A 26,117-nucleotide genomic window follows, 5' to 3' on the forward strand; every position below is an offset into this window, starting at 1 on the left:
CGCAAAAACGCCGGCGATTAAGCCGGCGTTTTTTTGAAACCTGGTCGGGGTGAGAGGATTCGAACCTCCGGCCTCTACGTCCCGAACGTAGCGCTCTACCAGGCTAAGCTACACCCCGAGTTGCTGAGTCGCGCAGATCAGTGATCTCTTGCAACTGCAAAGTCCGACAATTGTAGCAGTGCTTGCTTGAAAAGTGAAGGGGGGAGTACCGAAAGGGCGGACTTTGCGGCGTCCGCCTCCGCGCGCGCTGCAGCGCGCGTGCGCTCAAGGGCATCGGTTGCGCGGATCGCGGCAATGACCTGCGGAAACGAATCGCGCCCGCCATGTTCGATGGCGGCACGAACCGCGGCCGCGTGCTCGGGTGCACCGTGCTGGATCACATGGATCAGCGGCAACGTCGGCTTGCCCTCGGCGAGGTCATCACCCAGATGCTTGCCGGTGCTGGCCTCGTCGCCCGAATAGTCGAGCACGTCATCGACCAACTGGAATGCCGTTCCAAGGTGACGACCGAACGCAGCCAACTGCTCCTGCCCCGCCTCGTCAAGCCCGCCCAGGATGCCGCCAAGACGCGCTGCAGCCTCGAACAGCATGGCCGTTTTGTAGCGGATGACGCGCAGATAGTCTTCGACGCTCGCGTCCGCGTTGCGAACGTTGAGCAGTTGCAGCACTTCGCCTTCGGCGATGACATTGGTCGCATCGGCCAGGACACGCATCACGCGCATGTCGTTGACGCCGACCATCATCTGGAAGGAGCGCGAATACAGGAAGTCTCCGACCAGCACTGCCGCCGCATTGCCGAACATCGCGTTGGCGGTGCTGTTGCCGCGTCTCAACGAAGATTCGTCGACCACATCGTCGTGCAGCAATGTCGCGGTATGAATGAACTCCACGACGGCCGCAAGTTCATGGTGATGCGTGCCGCGGTAGCCGAGCGCATTTGCCACGAAAAGCAGCAATGCAGGACGAAGTCGCTTGCCGCCGGCAGCGATGATGTACTCGGCAACCTGCCGGATGAGCACGACTTCGGAGTGGAGACGCTCGCGGATCACGCCATCGACAGCGGCCATGTCGGCAGCGATCGGCGCGTAGAGTTCTTGGGTCGACAAGGTGCGGCCGTGCGTGGCAAAAGACGCAATGCTAGAAAGCGAAAGCGGGCGAGTCAAGGAGCACGGGCTTCGGCCAAGGCAAAAACCCGATAGAAAACCTTGACTTACGTTCGCCGCCGAGTTAGAGTCGCGGGCTTTTCCACGTAGTTGTTCGTAAAGAACGGAGTCAACATGTACGCGGTCGTAAAAACCGGGGGCAAGCAGTATCGCGTGTCCGCCGGCCAAAAGATCAAGGTAGAACAGATACCTGCGGACGTTGGCGCTGAGATCACCCTGGACCAGGTTCTGGCCGTGGGTGAAGGCGAGTCGGTGAAGATCGGCACGCCTGTGGTTGCTGGTGCTGCCGTCAAGGCCACCGTGATCGCTCAAGGTCGTCACGACAAGGTCACGATTTTCAAGATGCGCCGTCGCAAGCACTATCAGAAGCATCAGGGGCATCGCCAGAACTACACCGAGCTTCGCATCGAAGCGATCTCGGCCTGATAACGGGGAGTCACGCACATGGCACACAAAAAAGCCGGCGGTAGTTCGCGTAACGGCCGCGACTCGGAATCGAAACGCCTTGGCGTCAAGCGCTACGGCGGTCAGTTCGTGCTGGCAGGCAACATCCTTGTTCGTCAGCGCGGCACCGAATACCACCCGGGTGACAATGTCGGTATCGGCAAGGATCACACCCTGTTCGCGAAGATCGACGGTGTCGTTCAGTTCGTGATCAAGGGCGCGAGCCGCCGCCGCACCATCACCGTGGTGCCCGCCCAGCAGTAATCATTGCTGTCGGACGCAAAAGCCCTATCCGCGTGATAGGGCTTTTTTGTTTCTGATGGCGGCAGATCACACTGCAGAGAGGCGATCGTATCCACGCGGGTACGATTACCTGTCTGCGGTGCAAGGAGAAACGCATGAAATTTTTCGACGAAGCCCGCATTGATGTCCTCGCCGGTGATGGCGGCAACGGCATGGCCTCGTTCAGGCGCGAGAAGTACATCCCGAAAGGCGGACCTGACGGCGGCGACGGCGGCCACGGCGGCCATGTCATTGCTGTTGCCGACCGCAACATCAACACCCTGATCGACTTCCGCTTTACCCGCACGTTCCGCGCCGAGCGTGGCGAGAACGGTGGCAGCAAGGACTGCTTCGGCAAAGGCGGCAAGGACATCATCCTGCGCATGCCGGTCGGCACCATCATCTGCGATGCGGAAACCGGCGAGCGCGTAGCCGACATGAACCGCGACGGCAAGCGTGTGGTCATCGCGCGCGGCGGCCGCGGCGGCCTGGGCAACCTGCACTTCAAGACGGCCACCAACCGTGCGCCGCGCAAGAAGACGATGGGCATACCCGGCGAACGCCGCAGCCTGCATCTTGAGTTGAAGGTGCTCGCGGACGTTGGCCTGCTCGGGATGCCGAATGCCGGGAAGTCGACCTTTATCCGGGCCGTATCCGCGGCAAAACCAAAGGTCGCCGACTATCCGTTCACGACGCTGCACCCCAACCTCGGCGTCGTACGCACCGACGAAGGCCGCAGTTTCGTGATCGCCGACGTCCCGGGCCTGATCGAAGGTGCGGCCGACGGCGCGGGCCTGGGGCACCGCTTCCTGCGCCACCTGGCGCGCACCAACGTGTTGCTGCATCTGGTGGACATCGCCCCTTTCGATCCGGATACCGACCCGGTGCGCGAAGCCAAAGCGATCGTGGGCGAACTCGAAAAGTATGACCCGGAACTCGCCGCCAAGCCGCGCTGGCTGATCATCAACAAGATCGATCTGCTGGAAGAGGACGAGCGTGATGCGCGCATCAAGGCCTTTCTCGACGCGTACGGCGAAGTCGAGCGCACTTTTTCGATTGCCGCGATCAACGGCGAGAACTGCCGGTCGCTGATCCTGGCGATCCAGGACTTCCTCGACGCCCAGCCCAAGCCCGATTACGCGGACGAGGATGAAGAAGGCCTGCCGGCCGAACCCGTCGGCCCGACCGCGGAAGAAATCCTGGCTGCCGCGGCGGGCGAGGACGACGGCGATGAGACGCTGGACGACGACACGGACGAAGACGAGGACAAGTAAGCGATGCGCGAGCAGATCCGCGAAGCCCGCCGGCTGGTAGTCAAGGTCGGCAGCGCACTGGTGACAGACAACGGGCGCGGACTCGCGCTGGCAGCCCTCGAAGACTGGGCGCGGCAGATCGCGGCGCTGCGCCGCGAAGGGCGCCAGATCGTGCTGGTATCGTCCGGCGCGATCGCCGCCGGCATGCAACGGCTCGGCTGGACGACCCGCCCGCACGAAACTCACGCCCTTCAGGCTGCTGCCGCGGTCGGCCAGATGGGCCTCGCACAGGCCTACGAGGGCGTCTTCTCGGCGCACGGCCTGAAAACCGCACAAGTCCTGCTGACCCATGAAGACCTGTCGGATCGCACACGCTATCTCAACGCGCGCTCGACGATCGCCACCTTGCTCGATCTGGGCGTCGTGCCGATCATCAACGAGAACGACACGGTGGTCACTGACGAGATCAAGTTCGGCGACAACGACACCCTCGGCGCACTCGTCGCAAACCTGATCGAAGCCGACACGCTGATCATACTGACCGACCAGCAAGGCCTCTACACCGCCGACCCGCGGAAAGATCCGGACGCGACCCTGGTGTCCGAGGCGCGCGCCGAAGACACCACGCTGGAAGCAATGGCCGGCGGCGCCGGCACCGGCATCTCGCGCGGCGGCATGATCACCAAGGTGCGCGCGGCGCAGCGCGGCGCCCGCAGCGGCACCCACACCTGCATCGCCAGCGGTCGTGAGCCCGATGCGCTGCTGCGACTGGCCAAAGGCGAAGCCCTCGGCACCCTGCTCTTCGCATCCAGCTCACCGCTGGCGGCACGCAAACAGTGGCTTGCAGACCACCTGCAGCTTGCCGGCACGCTCACGCTCGATGCCGGCGCAGTGCGCGCGCTTGAGGCCGGCCGCAGCCTGCTTCCGGTCGGCGTCGTGTCGGTCGAGGGTGAATTCGGCCGCGGCTCGGCCGTCGCTTGTGTCGGCCCGGATGGGCGCGCCATTGCGCGCGGCCTGTGCAACTACGCGAGCCGTGAAGTGGCCCGCATCGCGCGCCATGCCAGCCACGAGATCGAAAGCATCCTCGGTTACGTGGACGAGCCGGAACTGATCCACCGCGACAACCTCGTTCTGCTCTGAGCGCCAATCCCGGCGCAGCTTGCGGCGGGATTCAGGGGAGCGATGCGTCGATCATCAAATTCGATTGTCGTCGCGCGTACATTGCCGATAGAGTCTCCGGCCCCGCCCAGCTGAACCGGAGACCCGATCGTGACACAGGCACAGACGCAGAGCCGCCATCGCATCATCATCGTTGGCGGAGGCGCCGGCGGGCTGGAACTCGCAGTCAAACTCGGCGACAAGCTCGGCAAGCCCGGACAGGCCGAGATCACCTTGGTCGACAGGGGCCGCACCCACGTCTGGAAACCGCTGTTGCACCAGGTCGCAGCGGGCACGCTGGACAGCCACGCCGACGAGATCGAATACCTTGCGCTCGGGCGTCGCCATCACTTTCGCTTCCGCCAGGGCGAGTTCACCGGACTTGACCGTGCCGCCAAGGAAATCCGCCTCGCGCCGGTTCGTTCGCTCGAAGGCGAGGTCCTGCTCCCCGAATCGACCCTTCCGTACGACACGCTGGTGTTCGCGTTAGGCAGCCAGACAAACGACTTCGGTACCCCTGGCGCGCGCGAGCACAGCATCATGCTGGACTCACCGACCGCCGCCCTGCACTTCCACCGCAAGCTGATCGATGCATCGATCCGGGCACAGGCGGGCGCACAGGGCTTCGGTCAAGGGCGCTTCACCGTCGCGATCATCGGCGGCGGCGCAACCGGGGTTGAGCTGGCGGCAGAGCTCCACATGACTGCCCGAATCATGGCCAGCTTCGGCCTGGAGAACGTGCACCCGGAACGCGATCTGAAGATCACGATCGTCGACGCCGCACCCAGAATCCTGCCCCTGTTGCCCGAGCGTGTTTCATCGGCGGTATCGCTCGAACTGCGCAAGCTCGACATTGATCTGCATACCAACGAGAAGGTGGTCGAGGTCAGCGCCGAGGGCGTCAAAATGGGCAGCGGCAAGTTCATACCCAGCGGGCTGACGGTGTGGGCGGCCGGTATCAAGGCGCCAGATTTCTTGCGTGAAATCGATGGGCTGGAAACCAATCGCATCAACCAGTTGGTCGTCGACCGAACCCTGCGCAGCACGCGCGACCCTGCGATCTACGCGATGGGCGACTGCGCGGCCTGCCCGATGGACGACAGCGGCAAGACGATGGTGCCGCCGCGCGCACAAGCCGCGCATCAACAAGCCCTGTTGCTCGCCAAAACGATTCCGCGTGCGCTGGCGGGCAAGCCTGGACTCCCCTTCCGCTATCACGACCACGGCTCGCTGGTGTCGCTGGGCGAATACAGCACCGTCGGCAGCCTGATGGGTCGCATCGCCAGTGGCGGCGTCTTCATCGAGGGGTTGTTCGCGAAGTGGATGTACTGGTCGCTCTACAAGAAGCACCAGGTCGCGATCAACGGCATGTTCCGCACCTGGCTCGCGACCTGGGTAGAGGCGATCGATCGCATGCGCAATCCGCGCATCAAACTGCATTGATTGCAGGCGGCCTGCTACACGGCCGGGTCCCCGCAAAAGAAAACGGCCCGCAAAAGCGGGCCGTTTCACATGCAGCAACGGGTTCGGCTTAGTTCTCGCCGAGCACCGACACCGTCACGTTGACCAGCACGTCGGTGTGCAGCGCGACTTGCAGTGCGTTGTCACCGATGGCCTTGATCGGGCCCAGCGGCATGCGAACCGCGGCCTTTTCGACCGAGAAGCCTTGCGCGTTGAGCGCTTCGGCGACATCGGCGTTGGTCACAGAGCCGAACAGACGACCATCGACACCGGCCTTGCGGACGATCTGCACCGTGGTGCCATCCAGCTTGCCAGCCAGCTCCTGGGCGGCGGCCAGCTTCTCAGCGGCAACGCGCTCGAGCTCGACGCGGCGCGCTTCGAAGGCAGCGAGGTTCTCGGCGGTGGCGCGCTTGGCCTTGCCGTTCGGGATCAGGAAGTTACGGGCATAACCGTCCTTGACCTTGACGACATCGCCGAGGTTGCCGAGGTTGATGACCTTTTCGAGCAGAATGATTTGCATGGTGATTCCTCTCCGACCCGATTAATCGTGCAGGTCGCAGAACGGCAGCAGGGCCAGGAAGCGGGCGCGCTTGATCGCAGCCTGCAGCTGACGCTGGTAGCCAGACTTGGTACCGGTGATGCGAGCCGGCATGATTTTGCCGGTTTCGGTCACGAATTCTTTCAGGACATCGACGTCCTTGTAGTCGATCATCTCGACCTTTTCTGCCGTGAAGCGGCAGAACTTACGACGCTTGAAGAGCCCGCCGCGGCGGTTGCCGCCCTTCTTGTCATCTTTCTTTTTCGGTCTGAAAGCCATTTTCAGTTCCCTTCCAATTTTTCGATCGTATTCACATGCATCACCAGCCCCTTGTGCCGCGCACTGCGCGCTGCGAGAAAGCCGGTGAGCGTCACACTGTCACCCGGTCGGTACGCCTGCCCTGCAAGGGCTGCATCACCGAGCGCCAGAGCTGAAACTTCGCATCGCACTTCCCGTTCGATTCCGGCTTCGACCTGTCGCGAGACATGTTCAAGACTGAATTCGAGCGCCGGCATTCCTGCCGGGGTCCTGCGGAGCACGCCACATTCGGCGATCACTCCATCGAGAACCAGTACGTTGCGCATCACCTCCAGGCGTTGGGGTTCAGGTGACTCAGGCTTCGGCCGGCTTGGCCTCTTCGGCCACAGGCGCCGAGGTCAAGGACTTGGACTTTTCGTCCTTCATCATCGGCGACGGTGCAGTCACGGCCTTCTTCATCTTGATGGTGAGGTGGCGCAGGACGGCGTCGTTGAACTTGAACGCGTGCTCGAGTTCATTGAGCGCTTCCTGATCCGTCTCGATGTTCATCAGGACGTAGTGAGCCTTGTGAACCTTCTGGATCGGGTAAGCCAGCTGACGACGGCCCCAGTCTTCAAGACGATGGATCTGGCCGCCACGCTGGGTGACGAGCGCCTTGTAGCGCTCGATCATCGCCGGGACCTGTTCGGACTGGTCCGGGTGGACGATGAACACAACTTCATAATGTCGCATGGATACTCCTTGCGGTTGCGTGAATCACAGCCCCCCGGCATGCGAAACCGGTGGAGCAAGGGAACCCACGATTTTATACAACCCCCTGATTTTTTTCAAGTTCACAGCAACGCGGCTGAAATTGCGGCATGCGTGCAAATGCTTTGCGAGAAATCGCAATAGCCGCACAGTCCGCGCCACCTATACTCCGCCGCTTGTTCCTGCCACCTGGAGACGATTCGGATGAAGCTCGAAACCCTTGCAGTGCACGCCGGCTATTCCCCGGACCCGACGACCCGTGCGGTCGCCGTGCCGATCTATCAGACCGTTGCGTATGCCTTCGATGACACCCAGCACGGCGCCGACCTGTTCGACCTGAAGGTGGCGGGCAACATCTACACCCGCATCATGAACCCGACGCAGGACGTGCTGGAGAAGCGCATCGCAGCGCTCGAAGGCGGTATCGCCGCGCTGGCACTGGCGTCCGGTCAGGCGGCGATTACCTATGCGATCCAGACGATCGCCGAAGCGGGTGACAACATCGTCTCCGCCGCCACGCTGTATGGTGGGACGTACAACCTCTTCGCCCACACGCTGCCGCAGTACGGCATCAACGTGCGCTTTGCCGACTACCGCGACCCTGCCTCGTTTGAAGCGCTGATCGACGAGAAGACCAAGGCGGTCTACGTCGAATCGATCGGCAACCCGCTCGGCAACATCACCGACATCGAAGCGATCGCGGAAATCGCGCACCGCCACGGCGTCCCGCTGATCGTCGACAACACCGTGCCCTCGCCCTACCTGCTGCGTCCGATCGAATTCGGCGCCGACATCGTGGTGCATTCGCTGACAAAGTACCTCGGCGGCCACGGCAACTCGATTGGCGGGGCGATTGTCGACTCCGGCAAATTCCCATGGGCCGATCACAAGGCGCGCTTCCGCCGCCTCAATGAACCCGATGTCTCGTACCACGGCGTGGTCTACACCGAGGCGCTCGGCCCGGCCGCCTATATCGGTCGTGCACGCGTGGTGCCGCTGCGCAACATGGGCGCTGCGATCTCGCCCTTCAACGCCTTCATGATCCTGCAGGGCATCGAGACCCTCGCGCTGCGGATGGACCGCATCACCGCGAACACCCGCAAGATTGCCGAATACCTGAAGGGCCACGCCAAGGTGAAGTGGGTGAATTACGCGGGCCTCGCCGATCACAGTGACCATGCGCTGGCACAGAAGTACATGGGTGGCCGCCCGTCGGGCATCCTCACCTTTGGCGTCGAAGGGGGCCGCGACGGCGGCGCACGCTTCCAGGACGCGCTGCAACTCTTCACGCGGCTGGTGAATATCGGCGACGCCAAGTCGCTCGCCTGTCACCCGGCCTCGACCACGCACCGCCAACTGTCTCCTGCCGAACTGGCCAAAGCCGGTGTCACCGAAGACACGGTGCGCCTGTCGGTCGGCATCGAGCACATCGACGACCTGATCGCCGATCTGGACCAGGCGCTCGCAGCGGCCTGATCGGAATCCGCCTCAAAACGAACGGGCACCCGAAGGTGCCCGTTTTCATTTCAGTCTGAGGCCGCCTAAAGCGCGTCAATAGCGCGCGCCATCGCGATATCGCGGGCCGAGAGACCTCCGGCATCATGCGTGGTCAGCAAAATCTCTACCCGGTTGTATACGTTGTGCCATTCCGGGTGGTGGTCGTGCTTTTCGGCAAGCAGGGCAACGCGATTCATGAAACCCCAGGCTTCGCTGAAATCGCGGAACTTGAAATGCTTGACCAGCGCATCACGCGCCGGCTCATGCGTCCAGCCGGCCAAAGACGGCAGCGCTGCTGCGCGTTCGGTATCGGTCAGTCGTGGAATGGCCATGCTCGTCCCTCACACGATCTTGCAGGCCTGGTCGAACGCCAGGCGCGGGCTGCGCGGGTGAAGCTTGCTCACGTCGCCATAGCCCAGATTCACCAGGAAATTGCTCTTGCAGGCGGTGCCAGCGAAGAACAGCTCATCCACCATATCGTTGTTGAAGCCGGACATCGGACCGCAGTCGAGCCCCAGTGCCCGCGCCGCCGCGATCAAATAGGCGCCTTGCAGGGTACCGTTGCGGAAGGCAGTGGTGCCGATCTTCTCTTCGTTTCCCTCGAACCATGCCTTTGCGTCGGCATGCGGGTAAAGGTAACCGAGCTGGTCGTAGAAGCGCAGATCGTGCGCCACGATCGCGGTCACCGGCGCCGCCATCGTCTTGGCACGGTTGCCTTCGTCCAGAGCCGGTTTCAGGCGTTCTTTCGCCTCGCGCGACTGCACGAACACGATGCGCGCCGGTGAGCAGTTCGCCGAGGTCGGTGCCATCTTCAACAGGTCATAGAGCGTGTGCAGTAACTGCGGCGCGACCGGTTTGTCGAGCCAGGCGCTATGGGTGCGCGCGTGGTTGAACAACTGGTCCAGCGCAAGCGTATCGAGCGGTTCGGTCATGCGGATGCTTCCTCTCTCCTCGTGGGCTGCCGCGCAGAACGCGTTGTTCAACGCAGCGTGAAATCGACACGACTGGTGCTTGTGGCGCCCTTCGTGTCTGCTTTGTCCTTGTCTTCTCCGAACTTCGGCGCGAGCAGGAACACGCGGTCGGCAGGCACCTTGCCGACTTCGACCAGCCAGTTCTGCACCTGGTTCGATCGCGTGATCGCCAGGGTGCGCACGTCCTCCTCGCCGACCTTCGCGTTGGCCGCGAGCATGCGTTCCATGTCGGCCACCGGCAGTTCCTTCTGCATGCCGACGAGGTTGCGCGGCTTGTTAGGCATCTTTTCGTCCTCATAGACCTTGCGCAGCAGGCGCGGATACTCCGCCGGGTCGATGCGCACCTCGTCCATGCTGCCGCCGGATTCGCCGGCCTTGACCATCTCCTGCAGCTTCAGGGCCCGCACCTTGCGCTGGAAGCTCTCGCGCTTGAGCCCCTCGGCATCCACCAGCGGGTCGGCGCGGCCGGTCAGGTCCAGATCCAGCGCGGGGCGTTCCTTGAGCGCCTTGGCCACGCCTTCGAGCCGCTTGATCGCCTCGGCGTCGAGTTTCGCCGAGCCCGGCGTGAATGCGAGGTAAGACAGATCGCCGGCGGCGCCGCCCCCTCCGGCGAGGAACGAAAACGGCGAAGAAATCACCTTGCCGAAGAAGTTGAGGATCATGTTCCAGATGATGCCGCCGACCGAGAACTGCGGGTCGTCCAGCGTGCCGCCCACCGGCAGGTTGATGTCGATCTCGCCGCGACTGTTCTTCAGCAGATTCACTGCGAAACGCACCGGCAAGCTGGTCGCGTCCGGGCTCTCCACCTTGTCGCCAAAGGTCAGCTGGTCGAGGAACACATGATTCTCGGCGCTCAAGGTGCGGTTCTCGATCTTGTAGCGCAGATCCATCGACAGCTTGCCGCGCTCGATTCCGTAACCGACATACTTGGCCGCGTAGGACGACAGCGCCGACAACTCATAGCCCTTGACGGCCACTTTCATGTCGAGAAATCGATCATTGCGCAGCGGCGCGAGTTGCCCGCTGATTTCCAGCGGCGCGAGCCCATCCACCGCTCCCTTGAGTTCGATCGTCGCCACCTTGCTCGGGTCGGTCGCAAGGTTCTCCATGCGCCCGGTCACGCCCGACAGGCGCGCATCGAAATTGGGCCTGACGAACCGGTCGCTGTAGGCAATCGCCGCCCCGCTCAAGACGATCCGGTCGATGCGGATCGGCGGCAGCGGCGCAGCGGGCTCGGCCGTTGCCGGTTTGGCTTGCGCTTGCTTGGTCGCGGCGGGTGCGACCGGCGCAGCGGGCGGCTCGTTGCCGCCATCGAGATGGCGCTTCTGCGTGACCTCCCGCAGGTTCAGGGCGCCGTCCTTGTTCAGGATCAGGCGCGTCTGCAAGTCACGCAGCGCGATCTCGCCAATGGATACCGACAGCGGAGACAGCCGCAGGTCAGCCCGATTGACCGCGAACATGCCCCAGCGCACAAAGTCTTCGTCGTTGATCAGGTCGATCGAGGTGAAATCCGCCACCGAGACATTGCCCTTGAAACCGCCGGCAGGGGCGTCCGGTTTGCTCAGGTCCAACGACAACTGACCCTTCGCAGAGACTTTGGCGCGCGTCACCGACATCTCATAATCACGCGTGACACGGGCGACGAGTGGCACCACGTCGAGCGCGGTAGCGTCAATCTTCAGATCCGCGCGCAGCGGCTGCGGCGAGAATTTGCCCGACACCGCGAGGCGGCCCTTGTCGTTCCAGCCGGCGCCGAGATCGATCTGGGCGAAGCGGCCGGGCTGGCTATCGACCCCCGTCACCTTGAGCGACAGTGGCTTCAACGCAAGCTTGAGCGGGTTCGCCTGTGAGGCATCTTCAAAGCGCAGCGCGCCGTCATCGATTGCCAGCTCGCCAACCGCGTAGTTCCACTCCGAAGGTGCGCTGGCCTCCGGCGCCGCCCGCCCCGCGTCGGCCTTCCCAGTCTTTTTGACGCCGCCAAGACGTGCAATGTCCAACTCGCCGTTCTTGCCGCGACGAAGGTAAACATCGGGCTGCGCCAAGCGGGCGGATGCCAGCTTTGCACTTCGATTCGGCAGGTCAAGCGTCAGTTGGTCCAGCGATATCTCTGCTGCCTTAAAGAAAGGCGTCTTGTCGCCCTGCACACGCAGCGAAACGTCCTTGGCCGAGAGTTGGGCCTCTTCGAGTGTTACGCCGACACCCTGCTCCCCCACCTTGACCGTCAGGGGCACGCGCCCCTGCAACGCCGCCGAGTCGACAACCAGGCCTGGAATTGTCGCGAACACGTACGGCGCGCCCCGCGCAACCTGGATGCCAGAGAAATCCGCGAGTCCCTTGAACAGGGTCGGCTTGGGCGTCAGTGCGCCTTCGATGGCGAGCTTCTCCCCCGCATCGCCGAGCATCGACAACTTGAGCGCCGTTGCTTTGTCGAGCGCGGAAGAGAGCCCCTTGAGCTCGAAATCGATTGTCTCGGCGGCCATGTGAACCGGCGGCGTCATCGTTACGTTGGTCAAGTCAGCCCGCCCCGCGCTGATCGCGATGCGATCCACCTGCCACTGCCAGGCGCCCGACGGCGCCTTCGCCGCGCTTGCGGGCGCCACCGGTTTGGCAGGGTCTTCGGCCGGTGCGTACGACGCAATTTCCCGCTGGATCGCCTTGATCGCGCGGATCCGGTTGGCACTGTCAAACTCGATCGAGAATCTGGGTTTCACCCATTCGACCTGCTTCACGTGCGCCTTGTGCGCGAGGGGTTCCACGTCAGCGAGGTCCACGTTCAAAGCGTCGAAGTGCAACAACTCCGCACCGTCGCTGTCATGGACATTCCAGCCGGTCGCGCTGATCCGGCCCGACAAGGCCACGCGCGGGAGTTTGCCGGCCGGTTGCGCGAACTTCAGGTTGATGTCGGCGCCGAACCGGGCGGCTTCGAGTTTCACGCCCGGTGCCTTGGGCAGATAGGCGATGAACTGCGTGATGTCGATCGGGTCGAGCTTGAGTGCCACGTCGGCGTCCCGATTCCCGCGCAGGAAGGGGCGCGCCTTGCCCCCAACTTCGAGCGGCGTGCCGTCCAGCATGGCCGACAGGTGCGGCTGCGCGAACACCTCAACGTCCGCCGGAATGCTGGAGAGGAAAGGCAGGGACAGTGCGAGTCGTTCGATACGGTGCTCGCGCGCAACCGGTTTGTCGTTGAAGCGCAGGCTGCCTTCCGTCAGTTCGAGGTTGTACAGCGCGAATCGCGCCGTCCCTTCGTCGTCCTTGGTTTTCGGCTGCGCGGCAAGACGGTCAAGGATGTCGCTGATCGAATAGCGATTGGCGGCCTCGCGCGCGATGTACAGCCTTGGCCGTTCGATGCGCAGCGACTGGATCACCGCTGCGCGATGGAAGAGCGCGCTCGGGCCGGCAAGATTGGCTTCGACCCTGGCAACTTCGAGCAGCGGCGGCTCGCCCTTGCGCCCGTCGATCTTGAGATCGTCGATCGATGCCGAAAGGCGCAACAGGTTGATGTGCACCGCGCCGACCGTCACCGGGCGCTGCAGGAAGTCACCCGCCGCTTTCTGCAATCCGTTCTTTACAAGCGGCGGCGCAATCAGCGCCACGGCGCCGGCGAACAGCAGGTAAGCCGCGACGACGATGCCGAGCCGGCGCGCCCAGACACGCACCTTCGGCCGCTCAAGCCATGTCCGCAGGTCCATCGTGTACTCCCGTTGATTGCTTTAGGGTCAGGAATCTGATCGGGCGCGCAGTGCCCGCGTGGCCAGCTTGCCTAGATCCCGCCCGACGGTTGTGGCTCCAGCGCAAGAAATACGCGATCAATGGCCTCGGCTTGCGCGCGTGAATCGTCGAGCGGATAGCGCTGCGGCTCTTCGAGCCTGATAACCCGCTGAAAGTGCGCCACCATCAGCAGGTACGCGTCGGTCGGAGGGAAACGCTCGACGTCATTGCCCACCGTCAGGGCGGTCTCGACATGCGTGTTGAGGAAGGGGTGATCGATACGCAGCGCGCCATGGCTGCCGATCACCTCGAACGACTGATGAAACGGGAGCGTAAAGCCGCAGTCCATGTGGGCGTGCACATCGCCGAAGTTCATCAAAGCGCTGACCGCATGGTCGACGCCACGATCGGTATAGCTCGCCTGCGCAGCCAGCACGTCGGGCAACTCGCCGGTGAGATGACGCATCAGATCGATCGGGTAGCAGCCCACGTCGTACAACGCACCACCGCCCAGTGCCGGATCCCAGCGCGGGTCGTCGGGCTTGTCGAGGATGAACGCGAACGCCCCGCGCATCAACCGCACCGGGCCGATTGCACCGTCGCGCACCAGCGTATGCAGCCGCTCGATAACCGGATGGAAGCGATACATGAAGGCCTCCATCGCAACGCGACCGTGAATCCGTTGCGCGGCCTGCAGTTGCGCCACTTGGTTCGCGTTGAGCGTCAGCGGCTTCTCGCACAACACATGCTTGCCCGCGGCGAGCGCCGCCAGCGCCCAGGGCAAGTGAGCCGAGTTGGGCAGGCCGATATAGACCGCGTCGATCTCCGGGTCCTGCACCAGTTCCAGATAGGTTTGCACGCGCGCGATGTCGTGATGCTGTGCGAAAGCCTTGCCGCGCGCTTCGTCGCGGCACCCCAGCGCAACAATGCGCCCGCCAGCGGCCCGGATGGCCGGAATCAGCGCACGTTCGGCAATCCGCGCCGCACCCAGAAGCCCCCACTTCACAGTCGCGCCCATACGTTTTCCCCCGAAACCGCGATTACTGCCTGCCGCGTGTGCCCTGTTGTGTCTGCGCGAGGCGAATCCGCAACATCACGTTGTCGGCCAGTAACGACTGGTTGGCGGCCACCTCGATCCAATGTGATTCACCGGTGGCGCAGGCCTTCCCCAAGGCCATCACCGCATTGCGCCGCGCCTGCTGATAGGCGACCAGCATCTCGCGCTGCGGCACCGTCTTCGGCAGCGCGGTCACCATCTGCAGCTGCAGTTCGCGCCCCGGCAAAAGTTCGTTCTCGATCTGTTCCAATGCCGCCTCGCGGGTGATCTTACCCTGCTGAAGACCCGCGACCAGCGCCGCCACCCGTTGCGACAATTCCAGATCGGTCTCGGCGAACAACGCGGCCTGACGCTGCTCGAGCGCCATGCGCCGAAAGCCTTCGCCCGCCGGTTGCGCGCCCTGCCAGAGCATCAGCGCAAGGCAGAGCACTGCCGAGATGCCCGACAGGCTGCGTAGCCAGACTCCAAGGCCCGGCCTTTGGTCGAGCGGGTGCGCGAAACCGGCGCCGAGTACGAAACCAGCGACGAGTCCGCCGACGTGCGCAGCGTTGTCGATACCGGGCAACGCGACGCCGGCAAACAGCGAGAAACCGATGAAGGCCACCGTACTGGTACGCAATTCCCGCAGGATTGCATGCGGCACTGCGCGCCGTTCGAAGATCAGGTAAGCGAGCAGCGCGCCGTAAAGGCCGAAAATCGCGCCGGAGGCACCAACGCTGAGCACCCCCGGCTTCCACCACAGGCTCAGGAATGAGCCAAGCAGTCCCGCACCCGCGTAGGTCAGCAGGAAGTTGCGGTGGCCGAACAGGCGTTCACCAACGGCGCCGACCTGCCACAGGGCAAACATGTTGAGGGCGATATGCATCAGCCCGCCGTGCAGGAAGATCGCGGTGATCACTCGCCAGCCCTGCCCGGTCAACGCAGCCGGGCCATACAGCGCCCCGTAGTTGATCAGCACCTGACTGTTGATCTGCATGATCGAACCGCTGCGCAGCACGAGCCAGGCAAATACGAGCAGGTTGGCAGCCACCAGCAGGTAGGTGACCCAGGGCCGCGAAATGCGGCCGAACAGCAAATCCAGGAAGCGTTCCTCGTTCAAGGCGCCCCCTCAGACCACGCGACGCTCGACCAGCGCCTGCGTGATCGTGCCGATATCGGTGTGCTCGAGTTCGCCGCCCACCGGCAGGCCGCGCGCGATGCGGCTGACCTTGAGCCCGCGCGCGCGCAGCATCTCGCCGACGTAGTGTGCGGTGGCTTCACCCTCGTTGGTGAAATTGGTCGCGAGGATTACTTCCTGCACCGAGCCATCGGTGGCGCGGGCGAGCAGGCGATCGAGCTTGAGTTCGCGCGGCCCGATGCCATCGAGCGGCGAGACACGCCCCATCAGCACGTAGTACATGCCGCGGTAGGCGTGGGTCTGCTCCATCATCGCCAGATCCGCCGGCATTTCGACCACGCATAAAAGATGCGGATCGCGCGCCGGGCTGGCGCAGCGCTCGCAGATCTCCGCCTCGGTGAAGGTGTTGCAGCGGCTGCAGTGCCGGATGTGCGCCAGCGCCGCATCGAGCGCCTTGCCCAGCCGCCCGGCACCGTTGCGGTCGCGCTGCAGCAGGTGGTAAGCCATGCGCTGCGCAGACTTGGGCCCCACGCCGGGAAGGACGCGGAGCGCTTCGATCAGTTCTTCAAGTGCTGCAGGCATCGGCGGACCAGTCTCTGGCGGGCAAACAGGTCAACACGCAACGCTGCGGCCGCAGGAACCCGCGACCGCACATCTCGCCCCGATGCCCGCAATGGTTCAGAACGGCAGTTTCATGCCCGGCGGCAAATTCAGGCCCGCGGTGAAACCGGCCATCTTCTCCTGCGTGGTCGCCTCGACCTTGCGCACGGCGTCGTTCAGGGCCGCGGCGACGAGGTCCTCAAGCATTTCCTTGTCGTCCATCACCGAGGGGTCGATCGTCACGCGACGCACGTCGTACTTGCAGGTCATCTGCACCTTGACCATGCCGGCGCCGGACGCACCTTCGACCTCGATCAGCGCGAGGGCATCCTGCGCCTTCTTCATGTTTTCCTGCATCTGCTGGGCTTGCTTCATCAGCCCGGCGAGATTGCCCATGCCACCACCCTTGAACATCGTCATTACTCCTGGTCAAAACACGACAGCGGCGCCAGATCTGGCTTTCCGCGGTTCTTTGCTGCGCCTGATTGCGGGCCGAGCCCTTCGCTCAGGCGAGCGGTTTCACTGATGAGGCAACGAGTGTCGCATCAAATCTTTCAATCACTTCACGCACAAAGGGGTCGGCTTCAAGCGCGGCGACCGCCTCGGCGTGGCGTCTCTGTTTCTCGACCTGATTGCGCTGGGCAGGTGTTTCTGAGGCCACAGCGCCGATCTCGATACCCGCCTTGACGTTACGGCCCAACAAGGCCGACAGCGCTTCCTGCAGCTTGTCGCGCGTGCTCTGCATGCTCGCCAGGTGCTTGTGCGTCTCAGGCAAGCGCAGCCGAACCAGTGCGGGATCGATGCCGATCAACTCGCATTGCTGCGCGAGTTCGCGCACCAGACCACCGAGCCGCATCGCATCGACCATTGCATGCCAGTCTGCGCGGGCCTCATCGATCGCCACGGCACTGCGATCAGGCACAGAAGCGGGCGGGTGGGGCGACGCCTGCGGCGCACTGCTATACGGTGGCGCGAAAGGCGGCGGGGCCGGCGGCGCAAAATCGGGCTCGAATACCTGCTCGTAACCCTGATCGAAAGCAGGCTCAAAGGCGCCCTGCTCACTCTCATCCGTGACCGCAGGCTCGGGCTCCGGATCGGACGCGGGTTCGCGCGGTGTCGCCGCCGGCGCCGACGTCGCCGCACGCGGCGCCGCAGGGTCGGCGGGATGCGCACGAGGCGCTGCAGCAGCCTGCGTTGGTCGAACCTGCGGTGTCGTCGGCAAGGGGCGGGCCCGCGGGGCACCACCGGCGGGAGCAGCAGCGCCGCCCGCACGTGCCTCGCCCGGCATCTCTGGCCGGAAGGCATGCAGGCGCAGCAGCGTCATCGTGAAACCGGCATACGGGTCCGGCGCAAGCGGCAGGTCGTCGCGACCGTGGATCGCAATCTGGTAGGCCAGTTGCAGGAATTCGGGCTCGAAACGCGCGGCCAGCGCTTCCAACTGCGCTCGCTCAAGTGTGTCGGTGATGGCTTGCGGAGCGAACTGCGTCAGCGCCAAACGGTGCAGCAAGCTTGCAAAGGCCTGCAGTGCGGCCTCGAAACTCAGGCTGCGCGCCTGCATCTCATCGGCCACAGCCAGCATCGCGGGCAAATCCTGATCCGCCAGACCTTCCACCAGGGCGTAGAGCTGATCCTCGCCGACCGACCCAAGCATGTCGCGCACGCCCTGCTCTTCGACCCGCCCCGCGCCATGCGCGATCGCCTGATCGAGCAGCGACAGCGCATCGCGCATCGACCCGTTGGCGCCGCGCGCGAGGTGGCGCAAGGCGCCCGCCTCGAAGGGCACGCCCTCTTGCTCAAGAATGCGCGAGAGGTGATCGACGATATGCCCCGGCGGCATCTGCTTGAGGTTGAACTGCAAGCAGCGCGACAACACCGTCACCGGAATCTTTTGCGGATCGGTGGTGGCGAGGATGAATTTCATGTGCGCCGGAGGTTCTTCCAGCGTCTTCAACATCGCGTTGAAGGCGTGCCCGGTGAGCTGGTGCACTTCGTCGATCATGTAGACCTTGTAGCGGCCACGAGTCGGGGCGTAGGCCGCCTTGTCGAGCAGCGACGCCATATCGTCCACGCCGCGGTTGCTCGCCGCATCCATCTCGACGTAATCGACGAAACGCCCGGCATCGATCTCCTGACACGACGAGCAGACCCCGCATGGGGTGGCGGTCACGCCAGTTTCGCAATTCAGGGCCTTGGCAAGGATGCGCGAGATCGTGGTCTTGCCGACGCCGCGCGTGCCGGTGAACAGCCATGCGTGGTGCAGCCGGCCAGTGGCCAGCGCATGCGACAGCGCGCGCACCACATGCTCCTGCCCGACCAGGGTGTCGAAGCTTTTCGGGCGCCATTTGCGCGCCAGCACCAAGTAGCTCATGCCGAGGATTCTAGCAGAGGGCCTTGCGCCCCCCGGGTGGGCGAGGCTCGCCTGCGTCGATAGCTTCAAACAATCCGACCGGTTGCTGCAATCAATTGGATGTGTCGGGCCGCTGCGACCAGACTTCGCTTAACGGCATGCAGAACAGGAGCACGAAATGAGCACAATCACGAGTCACCAAGGCCAGCTGGGGCCCCGGCGCATCCTCGGTATCGGGGTGGTGATCGCCGGTGCGGCAGTACTGCTCGCCGAGGCCCTCGCGTCGCCAGGCCTCTACGCCACCGAAACGGATCCGAAGACGCGCGTTCATGCGACACCCGCACCCGTGATCGGCAAACACCGGGGCACGTTCACATGAGGCGATTCGCGCGAGCTGTGCGCGAGGATGTCCGGGAAATGCAAAGGGCGTCGAAGTCACCTTCGACGCCCTTCTTGTATTCAGGGTGGCGAGCCTGACCCCCGGCACTTGCAGGGAGCGGTTATGGCTGCTTCCTTCCGGACCTGACCAGGTTCCCACGCTGCAATGCGGGGAGACCCGCCACGGTGAATCATACCACGGACCTTTGTGGCGACCGCCACCTCAGACCGCGCTTTCGTAACGCGCCACATGCCACGCACCGCACACGCGTTCGTCGCGCAGCAGGAACCCTTCGCGTTCGTAGGCGCGGCGCAAACCCGTGCGGTCGCTGGCACAGTCCAGTCGCAGCCAGCCGCGGCGCGCAGCGCGGGCTTCGCGTTTCGCCTGCGCAACGATCGCCGCCAGAATGCCCTTGCCGGCATGGGCACGCGCGATCGCGATCCGGTGCAGAAACAGCGCATCTGCGTCGGCCGGATCAGGCCAGAAGACTTCGTCTTCAGGCTGCAGCCGGTAGGTCGCTACCGGCTCGCCGGCAAGGCAAACCAGGTGCACCGAACCGCGCTTCACCCAAGGCAGGACCTGCGCGGCGCCGACCTCATCCATGCGCCACATCGGCCGCCCGCTGGCATCAAGCCAACGGACGGCCTCGGCGAGAAGCGCGCAGACCGCCGGCAGCGTTTGCTCGCCGGCCACCGCAAAGCTTAGCGCCTCATGCTCCCGCCGCGCGCTGACGGCGCACCTCGAACAGGCAGATGCCGCTCGCCACAGAGACGTTGAGACTCTCGACCGAACCGTACATCGGGATCCGCGCCAGCTCGTCGCAGGTCTCACGGGTCAAGCGACGCAGGCCGTCGCCTTCGGCGCCAAGCACCCATGCGACCGGCCCACGCTGATCGATGGCGTAAAGGTCCTTCTCGGCCTCGCCGGCGGCACCAACGCACCAGATACCCGCCTCCTGCAACTCGCGCAAGGTGCGCGCGAGATTGGTAACGGTGATGTACGGCACGGTATCCGCGGCGCCGCTGGCAACCTTCATCGCGGTAGCGTTCAGGCCTACCGAGCGGTCTTTCGGTGCGATCACCGCATGCGCGCCGGCGCCGTCGGCCACGCGTAAGGCAGCGCCGAGGTTGTGCGGATCGGTCACGCCGTCGAGCACCAGCAGCAGCGCCGGCTCAGTCAGCCCTTCGAGTACGTCATCCACCTTCAGCGCACGCTGCTGGGCGTTCACCTTGGCGACCACGCCCTGGTGCCGGTGCGTGCCGGCCATGCCGTCGAGCCGCTGAGCATCGACCGGATGCAGCCGCACACCAGCAAGCTCCGCCCGAGCGATGAGGTCCTTGGCGCGTGCGTCGGCGCGCTTGGCATCGAGGTAGATTTCCAGCACGGCCTCGGGGTCGTGCCGCAGTTTTGCGCTGATCGCATGAAAGCCGTGGATATAGCGGGACTCAGCCACGACGGCCTCCCTTCTTGCGCGGGCCGCCCTTTGGCGCGGCCTTCTTCGCGCCAGGTGCAGCCTTCTTGCGCGCAGGTGCGCCTTGCGATGTCGCGGCCTTGCGCGGCGCACGGCCGCCGCCCTTCGCAGGCGCGCCATCCGCCCTGCGGCCACCCGAAGCGGCAGGGGCATTCCCTGATTTCGGTACGCCGCCAGCGCGACGGCGACGCGATCCGTCGTCCGCCGCAAGCGGGTCGTGAACGCCAGCCTTCACGCCCTGCAATTCTCGCCAGCTAAGCAACTCGACGTCATCGTCTTCCGGCGGCACTACGGCCTGCGCCTTGCGCTGATCGCGCGAAGCATCACGCGCAGTCTTGCCGCGGCGCGCGGTGGGCGCGGGCGTGGCTTCAACCAAGCGGAAGTCAATCTTGCGGCTTTCCAGATCGACACGCATCAGTTGTACCCGCACGCGGTCGGCCAGACGGAAACGCTGACCCGTACGTTCGCCCACCAGTTCGTGGCGCGCATCGTCGAAGTGGAAGTAATCGGCACCCAGGTCCGAGATGTGGACCAAGCCTTCGATGAACACATCGTCGAGCGCAACAAAGATGCCGAAGGGCACGGCAGCCGACACACTGCCCTCGAACTCTTCGCCGATCCGATCCTGCATGAAGAAACACTTGAGCCAGGCTTCGACGTCGCGTGTCGCTTCGTCCGCACGGCGCTCGGTCGCCGAACAGTGCGCGCCGATTTCATCAAGATCGAGCTCGGCGAGCGCTTCTGCGGCCTTGTTCTTTTTGCGCGACTGCTGACGGGCGAGCACCGCCTTGATCGCACGATGCACGAGCAGGTCCGGATAGCGCCGGATCGGCGAGGTGAAGTGGGTATAGGCGTCGTAGGCAAGACCGAAGTGGCCAACGTTGTCCGGGCTGTACATCGCTTGGCGCAGCGAGCGCAGCATCACCGTCTGCAGCAACTGGCGGTCCGGCCGCGTGCGTATCCGGTCGATCAGCCGCGCGAAGTCGGAGGTTGCCGGGTCGTCGCCGCCGCCCAGATCCAGCCCGAATTCGGACAGGAAGGTGCGCAGCTTTTCCAGCTTTTCAGCGCTGGGCCCGGCGTGGATGCGGTACAGCGCCGGCTGCTCATTGAATTCGAGGAATTCGGACGCGCAGACGTTGGCCGCGAGCATGCACTCCTCAATCAACCGGTGCGCGTCATTACGGCTTTCCGGCACGATCTTCTCGATCTTGCCCTGGTCGTTGAAGACCATCTTCGTTTCGTTGGTCTCGAAGTCGATCGCGCCGCGTCGCGCACGCGCCTTGAGCAGGATCTGGAAAACCGCGTCGAGCGCTTCGAGCTGAGGCAGCAGTGGCGCGAGTTCGGCGCGCATCGCCTCGTCCTTCTCGTACAGCGCGGCAGCCACCTTGGTGTAGGTGAGGCGCGCCTTCGAGTGCATCACCGCAGGGTAGAAACGGTAGCGCTGGATCTTGCCGGTGAGCGAGATCGCCATGTCGCAGACCATGCACAGGCGGTCGACATGCGGGTTCAGTGAACAAAGGCCGTTCGACAGCTTTTCCGGCAGCATCGGGATCACGCGCCGCGGGAAGTAGACCGAGTTGCCGCGTTCGTAGGCATCCTTATCGAGCGGACTACCGTCGGTGACATAGTGGCTGACATCGGCAATCGCGACGATCAGGCGCCAGCCCTTGCCCTGCGGTTCGGCAAAGACGGCGTCGTCGAAGTCGCGCGCGGTCTCGCCATCGATCGTGACCAGGGGCAACGCACGGATGTCTTCGCGGGTACCGCCGAGGTCGCTCTCGCGAACCTCGTCCGGAATGCGCGCGGCCTGCGCAATGGCAGCCTTGGAAAACTCGAACGGCAGGTCGTGCTTGCGCAGCGCGATCTCGATCTCCATGCCGGGGTCGGCATAGGCACCGAGCACTTCGACCACCTTGCCGATCGGCTGGCTGTTCTTGGTCGGCTGCTGCACCAGCGCGACCGTGACGATCTGCCCGGCGACCGGCAGCTTGATGCGGCCTTCGCGGGCCAGCAGGATTTCCTGGTTGATGCGACGGTTCTCGGCCACCACGTAATGCACGCCGTGCTCGACCACCACACGGCCGACGACACGTTCGTTCGCACGTTCGAGCACTTCCACGATCTTGGCCTCACGGCGGCCCTTCCAATCGGCGCCGGTCACGCGAACCAGCGCACGATCGCCGTGCAGCACTTCTTTCATTTCACGCGGACCGAGGAAGAGGTCGTCGCCGCCGTCTTCGGGCCTCAGGAAGCCGTAGCCGTCCGGATGACCCTCGACTCGGCCACGAATCAGATCCGCCTTGTCCGGCAGGATGTAGGCGCCGCGCCGGTTACGCATCAACTGCCCGTCGCGCTCCATCGCGCCGAGGCGACGCGCGAACACATCTTCCTCTTCGAGCTTGATGTCGAGCGCCGTTGCAAGTTCTTCGCCGGTAGTCGGTACGCCCTGCTCGGTGAGCGTCTGAAGGATGTACTCGCGGCTCGGGAGCGGCGTTTCGTAGTTTTGCAGTTCGCGATCGAGAAAAGGATCGGCACGGCGGATTTTGCTTAAGCCCGCCCCCGTCCCGACGGCCTTTTCCTTGGCGCGACGCGCCGGTTTCGTTGATGCAGGCGGGGTTTCCGGCTGCGTTGTCTCATTGACGCTCGGCGCGACCGGTTCGGCGATCGGCTCGCGCGTCCGAGTTCTCTTTCTTGGAGTTGTTGACAAGTGAATTCCTTAAGCTATACTTATTAACTCGCTGCAGCGCAGCGAATGCCCAGGTGGCGAAATTGGTAGACGCGCTAGTTTCAGGTACTAGTGCCGCAAGGTGTGGAGGTTCGAGTCCTCTCCTGGGCACCAAGAATTTCGCAGAGAATGCCAGCTCCTAGAGCTGGCATTCTTCTTTTCTGCGCCCGATTGGCGCACCACCGCATTCGTCGGCAATCTGGATTCGGTAATGTTCGGTGGGTTCAGCGCCAGGCGCCGCAACCCACCGGTTCTTGTTTTCGTGACGGCGCTCAGCCCTTGAAGGGGTGGCGCAGCACGATGGTTTCCTCGCGATCTGGACCGGTCGAAATCATATCGACCGGCACGCCGCAAAGCGCTTCGATCCGGCGCAGGTACGCACGGGCGTTGGCCGGCAGTGCATCGTACGACTTCAAACCAACGGTCGGCTCGGACCAGCCGGGCATCGTCTCATAGATCGGTTCGCAACGCGCCACCCGGTCCGCGCCGATCGGTAGCAGATCGACGATCTTGCCGTCCAGCCGGTATCCGGCACAGAGCTGCAGTTCATCGATGCCATCGAGCACATCGAGTTTGGTGATGCAGAGGCCCGACACACCGTTGATCTGGATCGAACGCTTCAGCAGCGCCGCGTCGAACCAGCCACAACGGCGCACACGGCCGGTGACCGTGCCGCGCTCATGCCCCACCGTTGAAAGATGGTGACCCACGCAGCCCTCTTCCTCGATCGGCAACTCGCTCGGGAACGGGCCTGCGCCGACGCGCGTGGTATAGGCCTTGGTGATGCCCAGAATGTAATGCAGCATGTTCGGACCCACGCCGGCGCCCGGCGATGCCGCGCCGGCCACGCAGTTGCTCGAGGTCACGTACGGATAGGTGCCGTGGTCCACATCCAGCAAGGTGCCTTGCGCGCCTTCGAACAGCAGGTTCTCGCCGCGGCGGTTCACCGCATGCAGCGCAGCCGACACGTCGCCCACCAACGGCAACACCTTGTCGGCGAGCGCCATCGACGCGTCGTAGGTCTGCTGAAAGTCGACCGCTTCGCCTCCAAAATACTTGGTCAGAACGAAGTTGTGGTAGTCGAGGTTCTCGCGCAGTTTGTCGGCGAAGAGTTGCGGGTAAAACAGGTCGAGCACGCGCAGCGCGCGTCGCGCCACCTTGTCTTCGTAGGTCGGTCCGATGCCCTTGCCGGTCGTGCCGATCTTCGCATCCCCGCGTCGAGCTTCGCGCGCGAGATCGAGCTTCTGGTGGTACGGCAGAATGAGCGGGCAGCCTTCGCTGACCATCAGGCGCGAACGCACCTCGACCCCGCCAGCTTCCAGCTTGTCGATTTCGTACAGCAGGTGCTCCGCATTCAACACGACACCGTTGCCGATGTAGCAACGCACGCCTTCACGCATGACCCCGGACGGGATCAGGTTGAGCGCGTACTTCTGGCCCTTGATGACGAGCGTGTGACCAGCGTTGTGGCCGCCCTGAAAACGCACAACACCTTGCGCGTGGTCTGTGAGCCAGTCGACGACCTTGCCCTTGCCTTCGTCACCCCACTGGGTGCCGACGACGACAACATTTCTTGCCATGCTCAATCTCCCTGAAGCGGAACGACCACCCAACGGCCGTCCTGCAGAATCAATTCTCGGTCGCACCCGGCTTCACGCCAGGTGCCAGCATGTCCCGGCAATTCACGCGTAACGACTTCCCCTGATGCACGCAGGGTTTGGACCTCGGCTTCGAGGGCCGCATCCCGCACTGCCGGCGCGAGAATCGCACCCGGCAACTCGGTTGGCCCACCGAAAGCGATCAAGTCGCGCAAATCATTGACGCTGAAACCGGTTGCCGGGCGCGCGCGTCCGAAGGCCAACCCGACCTCGTCATAGCGTCCGCCCAGCGCAACTGCCGCCGGAGACCCATCCACAAAGGCCGCAAAAACCAGACCGCTGTGGTAATCGTAGCCTCGCAGGTCAGCAAGATCGAATGAAAGCGGCAACTCGGGGACCGCCGCTGCAATCGCCGCGAGCTCTGCGAGCGCCGTCCGAACCCCCGGTTCGTCCGGCAAGACCTCGGCCGCGCGCGCGAGGATCGACTGATCGCCATACAGCGTTGGCAAATGCCGCAAGGCCTCCGCCGATGCGCCAATCCGCGCGACCATGTCATCCAGCGCTGGCACATCCTTCGCCTGAAGGATCGAGAACAACTCGCGCTCCTGCACGTCAGAGAGCCCGGCGCGGCGAGCCAGTGCGCGGAACAATCCGACGTGGCCCAGATCGATTCTCGACGCGGAGACGCCCGCCACTTCGAGCGTCCGCGCCAACAGGCGAATCACTTCGATATCGGCGTCGATCCCCGCGTGGCCATAGATTTCAACGCCAAGCTGCATCGGCTGACGGCTCGCAAGCAGGGATCGCGGCGTCGTGCGCACCACGCTCGCGGCGTAACAGAGCCGCGTCACGCCTTGGCGATTCAACAGGTGGGCATCAATGCGCGTGACCTGCGGCGTGATATCGGCACGCAAACCCAGCATCCGCCCATTGAAGGGGTCGGCCATGCGAAAGGTGTGCTCGCCCATTTCCTTGCCGGTGCCCGACAAGAGCGACTCGACGTATTCGATCAGTGGCGGCATCACCAACTGGTAGCCGTGGCGTCGGAATTCGTCCAGCAGCCGCCGACGCATCGCCTCAAGCCGGGCGGCTTCGAACGGCAATGCGTCTTCGATGTGGTCGGGCAACGCCCAGCGGGGAGATGGCATGGCAGCTCAGTGCGAAAGAATCAGGAAGATCAGGCCAACCAGCATCGAGGTCAGCCCGATGAAGCGAATCTGCCCGTCGGCGAGGCGAGCGACCTGGAGAAAGACCTTGCGCCAGACGCCGGGCGCGATAAAGGGCAGCAGGCCTTCAAGCACGAGCATCAGTGCGAAGGCCATCAGCAGGGTGTCGAACAT

General features: G+C 64.0%; 26 protein-coding genes, 2 tRNA genes and 1 other RNA gene. 8 read left to right on the plus strand and 21 right to left on the minus strand.

Annotated elements, in window-relative coordinates; genetic code table 11:
- Positions 1-41: 41 nt before the first annotated feature.
- A tRNA-Pro gene (locus GGR36_RS08905) sits at positions 42-118 on the minus strand.
- A gap of 19 nt (positions 119-137) precedes the next feature.
- The gene (locus tag GGR36_RS08910) at positions 138-1,106 is read right to left on the minus strand and encodes a polyprenyl synthetase family protein (RefSeq protein ID WP_183634246.1); all 969 of its coding nucleotides are present in this window, start codon (positions 1,104-1,106) and stop codon (positions 138-140) included.
- A 171-nt stretch (positions 1,107-1,277) separates the two neighbouring features.
- Between GGR36_RS08910 and rplU the strand changes: the two genes are divergently transcribed.
- The 5 genes from rplU to GGR36_RS08935 all read left to right on the plus strand — a co-directional run bounded on the left by rplU (position 1,278) and on the right by GGR36_RS08935 (position 5,743).
- Entirely contained in the window at positions 1,278-1,589 is a 312-nt protein-coding gene (gene rplU, locus GGR36_RS08915) for a 50S ribosomal protein L21 (protein WP_183634247.1), read from the plus strand.
- Positions 1,590-1,607: 18 nt separating this feature from the next.
- On the plus strand, positions 1,608-1,871 hold the full coding sequence (gene rpmA, locus GGR36_RS08920; RefSeq protein WP_172197560.1) for a 50S ribosomal protein L27: 264 nt from the start codon (positions 1,608-1,610) through the stop codon (positions 1,869-1,871).
- 134 nt (positions 1,872-2,005) lie between these two features.
- A complete protein-coding gene (gene cgtA, locus GGR36_RS08925) occupies positions 2,006-3,163 on the plus strand; it encodes an Obg family GTPase CgtA (RefSeq protein ID WP_183634248.1) in 1,158 nt (385 codons plus the stop codon).
- A gap of 3 nt (positions 3,164-3,166) precedes the next feature.
- On the plus strand, positions 3,167-4,282 hold the full coding sequence (gene proB / locus GGR36_RS08930) for a glutamate 5-kinase (RefSeq protein ID WP_183634249.1): 1,116 nt from the start codon (positions 3,167-3,169) through the stop codon (positions 4,280-4,282).
- 129 nt (positions 4,283-4,411) lie between these two features.
- On the plus strand, positions 4,412-5,743 hold the full coding sequence (locus tag GGR36_RS08935; RefSeq protein WP_183634250.1) for an FAD-dependent oxidoreductase: 1,332 nt from the start codon (positions 4,412-4,414) through the stop codon (positions 5,741-5,743).
- An 88-nt stretch (positions 5,744-5,831) separates the two neighbouring features.
- Here the strand turns inward: GGR36_RS08935 and rplI are convergent, their stop codons facing one another.
- The 4 genes from rplI to rpsF are packed head-to-tail and all read right to left on the minus strand — an operon-like array spanning position 5,832 to position 7,289.
- Complete coding sequence (gene rplI / locus GGR36_RS08940; RefSeq protein WP_183634251.1) at positions 5,832-6,281, minus strand: 50S ribosomal protein L9; 450 nt, start codon at positions 6,279-6,281, stop codon at positions 5,832-5,834.
- Positions 6,282-6,302: 21 nt separating this feature from the next.
- Entirely contained in the window at positions 6,303-6,578 is a 276-nt protein-coding gene (gene rpsR, locus GGR36_RS08945; RefSeq protein WP_183634252.1) for a 30S ribosomal protein S18, read from the minus strand.
- 2 nt (positions 6,579-6,580) lie between these two features.
- Positions 6,581-6,883 (minus strand): primosomal replication protein N, encoded by a 303-nt coding sequence (priB, locus tag GGR36_RS08950; protein WP_183634253.1) that lies wholly within the window; start codon positions 6,881-6,883, stop codon positions 6,581-6,583.
- 28 nt (positions 6,884-6,911) lie between these two features.
- The gene (gene rpsF / locus GGR36_RS08955; protein ID WP_183634254.1) at positions 6,912-7,289 is read right to left on the minus strand and encodes a 30S ribosomal protein S6; all 378 of its coding nucleotides are present in this window, start codon (positions 7,287-7,289) and stop codon (positions 6,912-6,914) included.
- A 222-nt stretch (positions 7,290-7,511) separates the two neighbouring features.
- Here rpsF and GGR36_RS08960 point away from each other — a divergent pair, with 222 nt between their 5' ends.
- On the plus strand, positions 7,512-8,783 hold the full coding sequence (locus GGR36_RS08960) for an O-acetylhomoserine aminocarboxypropyltransferase/cysteine synthase family protein (RefSeq protein WP_183634255.1): 1,272 nt from the start codon (positions 7,512-7,514) through the stop codon (positions 8,781-8,783).
- A 65-nt stretch (positions 8,784-8,848) separates the two neighbouring features.
- Here GGR36_RS08960 and GGR36_RS08965 read toward each other — a convergent pair whose 3' ends face one another.
- The 8 genes from GGR36_RS08965 to dnaX form a co-directional block, all read right to left on the minus strand.
- Positions 8,849-9,136 (minus strand): 4a-hydroxytetrahydrobiopterin dehydratase, encoded by a 288-nt coding sequence (locus GGR36_RS08965; protein ID WP_183634256.1) that lies wholly within the window; start codon positions 9,134-9,136, stop codon positions 8,849-8,851.
- A gap of 9 nt (positions 9,137-9,145) precedes the next feature.
- Positions 9,146-9,736 carry a malonic semialdehyde reductase gene (locus GGR36_RS08970; RefSeq protein WP_183634257.1) on the minus strand — a complete coding sequence of 197 codons (591 nt, stop codon included), beginning with the start codon at positions 9,734-9,736 and terminating at the stop codon, positions 9,146-9,148.
- A gap of 47 nt (positions 9,737-9,783) precedes the next feature.
- Positions 9,784-13,464, minus strand: coding sequence for a DUF748 domain-containing protein (locus tag GGR36_RS08975; RefSeq protein ID WP_183634258.1), 3,681 nt, complete (start codon positions 13,462-13,464; stop codon positions 9,784-9,786).
- A 71-nt stretch (positions 13,465-13,535) separates the two neighbouring features.
- A complete protein-coding gene (locus GGR36_RS08980) occupies positions 13,536-14,501 on the minus strand; it encodes a Gfo/Idh/MocA family protein (protein WP_183634259.1) in 966 nt (321 codons plus the stop codon).
- A 22-nt stretch (positions 14,502-14,523) separates the two neighbouring features.
- Positions 14,524-15,639, minus strand: coding sequence for a rhomboid family intramembrane serine protease (locus tag GGR36_RS08985; RefSeq protein WP_183634260.1), 1,116 nt, complete (start codon positions 15,637-15,639; stop codon positions 14,524-14,526).
- A gap of 9 nt (positions 15,640-15,648) precedes the next feature.
- A complete protein-coding gene (gene recR, locus GGR36_RS08990) occupies positions 15,649-16,239 on the minus strand; it encodes a recombination mediator RecR (protein WP_183634261.1) in 591 nt (196 codons plus the stop codon).
- 96 nt (positions 16,240-16,335) lie between these two features.
- Positions 16,336-16,671 carry a YbaB/EbfC family nucleoid-associated protein gene (locus tag GGR36_RS08995; RefSeq protein ID WP_183634957.1) on the minus strand — a complete coding sequence of 112 codons (336 nt, stop codon included), beginning with the start codon at positions 16,669-16,671 and terminating at the stop codon, positions 16,336-16,338.
- A 91-nt stretch (positions 16,672-16,762) separates the two neighbouring features.
- On the minus strand, positions 16,763-18,625 hold the full coding sequence (gene dnaX / locus GGR36_RS09000) for a DNA polymerase III subunit gamma/tau (protein WP_183634262.1): 1,863 nt from the start codon (positions 18,623-18,625) through the stop codon (positions 16,763-16,765).
- A gap of 157 nt (positions 18,626-18,782) precedes the next feature.
- Here dnaX and GGR36_RS09005 point away from each other — a divergent pair, with 157 nt between their 5' ends.
- Complete coding sequence (locus GGR36_RS09005; protein ID WP_183634263.1) at positions 18,783-18,983, plus strand: hypothetical protein; 201 nt, start codon at positions 18,783-18,785, stop codon at positions 18,981-18,983.
- A gap of 84 nt (positions 18,984-19,067) precedes the next feature.
- On the opposite strand, the gene ffs is transcribed toward GGR36_RS09005, so the two are convergent.
- The 4 genes from ffs to rnr form a co-directional block, all read right to left on the minus strand.
- Positions 19,068-19,165: signal recognition particle sRNA small type (gene ffs / locus GGR36_RS09010), an RNA gene on the minus strand.
- A 40-nt stretch (positions 19,166-19,205) separates the two neighbouring features.
- Positions 19,206-19,586 (minus strand): GNAT family N-acetyltransferase, encoded by a 381-nt coding sequence (locus GGR36_RS09015; protein WP_242533156.1) that lies wholly within the window; start codon positions 19,584-19,586, stop codon positions 19,206-19,208.
- 106 nt (positions 19,587-19,692) lie between these two features.
- Positions 19,693-20,436 carry a 23S rRNA (guanosine(2251)-2'-O)-methyltransferase RlmB gene (gene rlmB / locus GGR36_RS09020; RefSeq protein ID WP_183634265.1) on the minus strand — a complete coding sequence of 248 codons (744 nt, stop codon included), beginning with the start codon at positions 20,434-20,436 and terminating at the stop codon, positions 19,693-19,695.
- On the minus strand, positions 20,429-23,161 hold the full coding sequence (rnr, locus tag GGR36_RS09025) for a ribonuclease R (protein ID WP_221229512.1): 2,733 nt from the start codon (positions 23,159-23,161) through the stop codon (positions 20,429-20,431). Before rnr ends, rlmB begins: the two co-directional genes overlap by 8 nt.
- A 47-nt stretch (positions 23,162-23,208) precedes the next feature.
- On the opposite strand from rnr, the gene GGR36_RS09030 reads away from it, so the two are divergent.
- Positions 23,209-23,293, plus strand: a tRNA-Leu gene (locus GGR36_RS09030).
- Between the two features lie 158 nt (positions 23,294-23,451).
- On the opposite strand, the gene GGR36_RS09035 is transcribed toward GGR36_RS09030, so the two are convergent.
- From GGR36_RS09035 to GGR36_RS09045, 3 genes are read right to left on the minus strand one after another with little or no spacing between them, the layout of a single operon-like run.
- Positions 23,452-24,759, minus strand: coding sequence for an adenylosuccinate synthase (locus GGR36_RS09035; protein WP_183634266.1), 1,308 nt, complete (start codon positions 24,757-24,759; stop codon positions 23,452-23,454).
- A 2-nt stretch (positions 24,760-24,761) separates the two neighbouring features.
- On the minus strand, positions 24,762-25,925 hold the full coding sequence (locus tag GGR36_RS09040) for an ATP phosphoribosyltransferase regulatory subunit (RefSeq protein WP_183634267.1): 1,164 nt from the start codon (positions 25,923-25,925) through the stop codon (positions 24,762-24,764).
- Between the two features lie 6 nt (positions 25,926-25,931).
- On the minus strand, positions 25,932-26,117 hold the full coding sequence (locus GGR36_RS09045) for a DUF2065 domain-containing protein (RefSeq protein ID WP_183634268.1): 186 nt from the start codon (positions 26,115-26,117) through the stop codon (positions 25,932-25,934).

Origin of the sequence: Niveibacterium umoris, from assembly GCF_014197015.1 — a bacterium.
GTDB classification, from domain to species: domain Bacteria; phylum Pseudomonadota; class Gammaproteobacteria; order Burkholderiales; family Rhodocyclaceae; genus Niveibacterium; species Niveibacterium umoris.

Bases quoted from the DNA above. Each gene is read 5' to 3' on its own strand.
- rpsR (WP_183634252.1), bottom strand. From the start codon at position 6,578: ATGGCTTTCAGACCGAAAAAGAAAGATGACAAGAAGGGCGGCAACCGC.
- GGR36_RS09005 (WP_183634263.1), top strand. From the start codon at position 18,783: ATGAGCACAATCACGAGTCACCAAGGCCAGCTGGGGCCCCGGCGCATC.
- GGR36_RS09035 (WP_183634266.1), bottom strand. From the start codon at position 24,759: ATGGCAAGAAATGTTGTCGTCGTCGGCACCCAGTGGGGTGACGAAGGC.
- GGR36_RS08980 (WP_183634259.1), bottom strand. From the start codon at position 14,501: ATGGGCGCGACTGTGAAGTGGGGGCTTCTGGGTGCGGCGCGGATTGCC.
- GGR36_RS08995 (WP_183634957.1), bottom strand. From the start codon at position 16,671: ATGTTCAAGGGTGGTGGCATGGGCAATCTCGCCGGGCTGATGAAGCAA.
- GGR36_RS09040 (WP_183634267.1), bottom strand. From the start codon at position 25,925: ATGCCATCTCCCCGCTGGGCGTTGCCCGACCACATCGAAGACGCATTG.
- priB (WP_183634253.1), bottom strand. From the start codon at position 6,883: ATGCGCAACGTACTGGTTCTCGATGGAGTGATCGCCGAATGTGGCGTG.
- GGR36_RS08975 (WP_183634258.1), bottom strand. From the start codon at position 13,464: ATGGACCTGCGGACATGGCTTGAGCGGCCGAAGGTGCGTGTCTGGGCG.
- cgtA (WP_183634248.1), top strand. From the start codon at position 2,006: ATGAAATTTTTCGACGAAGCCCGCATTGATGTCCTCGCCGGTGATGGC.
- rpsF (WP_183634254.1), bottom strand. From the start codon at position 7,289: ATGCGACATTATGAAGTTGTGTTCATCGTCCACCCGGACCAGTCCGAA.
- GGR36_RS09045 (WP_183634268.1), bottom strand. From the start codon at position 26,117: ATGTTCGACACCCTGCTGATGGCCTTCGCACTGATGCTCGTGCTTGAA.
- GGR36_RS08960 (WP_183634255.1), top strand. From the start codon at position 7,512: ATGAAGCTCGAAACCCTTGCAGTGCACGCCGGCTATTCCCCGGACCCG.
- GGR36_RS08965 (WP_183634256.1), bottom strand. From the start codon at position 9,136: ATGGCCATTCCACGACTGACCGATACCGAACGCGCAGCAGCGCTGCCG.
- rpmA (WP_172197560.1), top strand. From the start codon at position 1,608: ATGGCACACAAAAAAGCCGGCGGTAGTTCGCGTAACGGCCGCGACTCG.
- rplU (WP_183634247.1), top strand. From the start codon at position 1,278: ATGTACGCGGTCGTAAAAACCGGGGGCAAGCAGTATCGCGTGTCCGCC.
- GGR36_RS08970 (WP_183634257.1), bottom strand. From the start codon at position 9,736: ATGACCGAACCGCTCGATACGCTTGCGCTGGACCAGTTGTTCAACCAC.
- proB (WP_183634249.1), top strand. From the start codon at position 3,167: ATGCGCGAGCAGATCCGCGAAGCCCGCCGGCTGGTAGTCAAGGTCGGC.
- dnaX (WP_183634262.1), bottom strand. From the start codon at position 18,625: ATGAGCTACTTGGTGCTGGCGCGCAAATGGCGCCCGAAAAGCTTCGAC.
- GGR36_RS09015 (WP_242533156.1), bottom strand. From the start codon at position 19,586: ATGGATGAGGTCGGCGCCGCGCAGGTCCTGCCTTGGGTGAAGCGCGGT.
- recR (WP_183634261.1), bottom strand. From the start codon at position 16,239: ATGCCTGCAGCACTTGAAGAACTGATCGAAGCGCTCCGCGTCCTTCCC.
- rplI (WP_183634251.1), bottom strand. From the start codon at position 6,281: ATGCAAATCATTCTGCTCGAAAAGGTCATCAACCTCGGCAACCTCGGC.